Raw genomic sequence first — 2542 nt, 5'->3', positions numbered from 1 at the left:
GCGCCTCGATGCGCCGCTACCTGGTGGGCGCGGTGCTGATGGGCTTCGGCGGCATGACCGCCGGCGGCTGCGCGGTGGGTGCCGGCCTGTCGGGCGCTGCGGTGTTCACCGTCACCTCGTGGGTGACCCTGAGCGCGATGTGGCTGGGTGCCGCGATCACCGACCGGCTCGTCGATCATTCCGGCCGCGAGGCCGCCCAGCCGAACCTCGGCGACCAGCCCGTGCCGCAGAGCCGGGCCTTCACCTGACCTTCCCCGACGCACGCACCATGACCCTGCGCCGATCACTCTTCGCCGTCTTTGCCACGGTCGCGCTGTTGCCGGCCGCCGGCGCCGCCGACCTCACCCGCGCCGTCGAGATCGTCGAGGGCAAGTGCTTCATCTGCCACGGTGCCGAAGGCGAGAGCTCGAGCCCGGTGTTCCCGCGCCTGGCCGGGCAGCACGCCAGCTACGTCGAGCGGCAGCTGGCCGACTACAAGAGCGGCAAGCGCAAGAACGACACCATGCAGTCGATGGTGGCCGACCTGTCGGCCGACGACATGCGCCTGCTGGGCATGTACTTCGAATCGAAGCCGACCCGCGCCCACGCGGTGGCCGACCCGGAGCTCGCGCAGGTGGGCCGCTTCGTCTACAACCGCGGCAACCCGTTCTCCGGCGTCGCGGCTTGCGCCGACTGCCACGGCGCGGCGGGCCACGGCACCGACAGGCTGCCGCGCCTGGGCGGCCAGCATGCGCAGTATGTGGAGAACCAGCTCAAGGCCTTCAGCAAGCGCGAGCGCACCAACGACAACGCGGTGATGCATACCATCGCCTCCAAGCTCACCGAGCTGGAGCTGAAGGCGGTGGCGGCCTATGTCAGCGGGTTGAAGTAGGCCACCACCGCGGCGGACATCAGCCGAGCATGTCGCCCCAGATGTTGTCGGCCCACGAGAGCGCGTAGCGGCCCTCCACCTGGTTGGCCGCGGCCGACACGCCGCCGGCGCCCTTGACCGGCAGGAAGGTCTTCTGGCCGGCGTCGTACTGGTGCACCGAAGCCACGTGCACGACATCCTTCGCGGTCACGAAGCTGTAGCAGGTGTTCATCACCACGGGCGTCGCATTGACCGCTTCACCCTTGAGCAACTGGATGACCGCGGCGGCGGCCACCTTCGCCTGCTGGTTGGCCATGTGGCCCGACTTGGGCATGGTCGGCGCCGGGAAGGTGGCGTCCCCCAGCACGTGCACGCCCGGCATGGCGGTCGACTCCATCGTCAGCCAGTTCACGCCCACCCAGCGGTTGTTGACGTTGACCAGCCCGCTGCTCTTCGCGAGATCGGCGGCACGCTGCGGCGGAATGACGTTGAGCACGTCGGCCTTCACGTCCTCGAACTCCAGCTTGGCCGTTCCCGTGCCGGCATCGACCTCCTTCAGCTCGGCATTGGGCCGGTACTCGAGGATGCCGTCGTAGTGCTGCTTGAAGGCCTTCTCGAACAGGCCCTTCTTCGAGGTGATCTCGGGGTTCGCATCGAGCACCAGCAGCTTCGACTTGGGCTTGGCCTGCTTGAGGTACGAGGCGATCATGCAGGCGCGCTCGTAGGGTCCCGGCGGGCAGCGGTACGGCGCCTTGGGGATGGCGATGGCCATCACGCCGCCGTCGCGCATCGATTCGATCTGCTGGCGCAGCGCCACGGTCTGCGGGCCGGCCTTCCAGCTGTGCAGGAACTTCGCCTGCGCCGCCGGCGTGCCGAGCCCGGCCACGGCTTCGGTCATGAAGTCGATGCCGGGCGAGACGATCAGCCGGTCGTAGGCCAGCGTGCTGCCGTCGGCCAGCTTCACCTTCTTGCCAGCGGCGTCGATGGCGGTCACCTCGCCTTGCACCACCTTCACGCCCATGGCCTTCAGGCCATCGTAGCCGCGGGTGATGTCGCCGATCTGCTTGTAGCCGCCCAGCACGAGGTTGGATATCGGGCAGGAGACGAAGCTGGCGTTGCGCTCGACCAGCGTCACGTCGACGTTGCCGCCCCACATCTTCAGGTAGCGCGCCGCGGTGGCGCCGCCGAAGCCGCCGCCGACCACCACCACGCGGCCGATCGACGGGCCGGAGGCCGAGGTGGCACAGCCGGCCAGGGACAGGGCCGAGAGGCCGCCGAGTGCGGCGCCGGCGCCCAGCAGGCGGCGGCGGGAGAACATCGTGTCGTTCATGTCGCGCCTCCTCATTGCGCCGGCTTCTGGGCCGCGAACCAGTTGGCGATCAGCTGGAGCTGCTCGTCGGTGTAGCCCTTGGAGATCTGGTGCATGATCGTCGCCGGCTGGGCACCGCTCTTGTAGTCGGCAATCTGCGCCAGGATCTTGTCGGCCGCCACGCCGGCCAGCGGCTTGACGTCCTTGCCGCGCACGTTGCCTTTGGTGCCATGGCAGTTGGCGCAGGTGGCGGCGAGGTTGCGCGCCAGGTTGGGGTCCGGGGTCTGGGCATGCGCCCAGGTCGCGGCCAGCGCCAGGGCGGCGGCGACCAGGGGACGACGGTCGAGCATCAGGGATCTCCTCGGCAGTGAACGCGCGGATTG

At 69.3% G+C, this 2542-nt stretch carries 4 protein-coding genes; 2 read left to right on the top strand and 2 right to left on the bottom strand.

Annotated elements, in window-relative coordinates:
- Together AB7U92_RS25770 and AB7U92_RS25765 are read left to right on the top strand one after the other, a co-directional pair.
- Positions 1-248: YeeE/YedE thiosulfate transporter family protein (locus AB7U92_RS25770; RefSeq protein WP_428583497.1), on the top strand; the 248-nt coding region annotated here is incomplete at its 5' end.
- A gap of 20 nt (positions 249-268) precedes the next feature.
- Positions 269-871 (top strand): c-type cytochrome, encoded by a 603-nt coding sequence (locus AB7U92_RS25765; protein ID WP_428583495.1) that lies wholly within the window; start codon positions 269-271, stop codon positions 869-871.
- 19 nt (positions 872-890) lie between these two features.
- On the opposite strand, the gene AB7U92_RS25760 is transcribed toward AB7U92_RS25765, so the two are convergent.
- Both AB7U92_RS25760 and AB7U92_RS25755 read right to left on the bottom strand, forming a co-directional pair.
- Complete coding sequence (locus AB7U92_RS25760; RefSeq protein ID WP_428583493.1) at positions 891-2180, bottom strand: FCSD flavin-binding domain-containing protein; 1290 nt, start codon at positions 2178-2180, stop codon at positions 891-893.
- Between the two features lie 11 nt (positions 2181-2191).
- On the bottom strand, positions 2192-2509 hold the full coding sequence (locus tag AB7U92_RS25755) for a c-type cytochrome (RefSeq protein WP_428303476.1): 318 nt from the start codon (positions 2507-2509) through the stop codon (positions 2192-2194).
- Between the last annotated feature and the right edge of the window lie 33 nt (positions 2510-2542).

Origin of the sequence: Piscinibacter sp., from assembly GCF_050175855.1 — a bacterium.
Classification (GTDB): domain Bacteria; phylum Pseudomonadota; class Gammaproteobacteria; order Burkholderiales; family Burkholderiaceae_C; genus Piscinibacter.
This window is presented reverse-complemented; position numbering and strand designations above follow the sequence as displayed.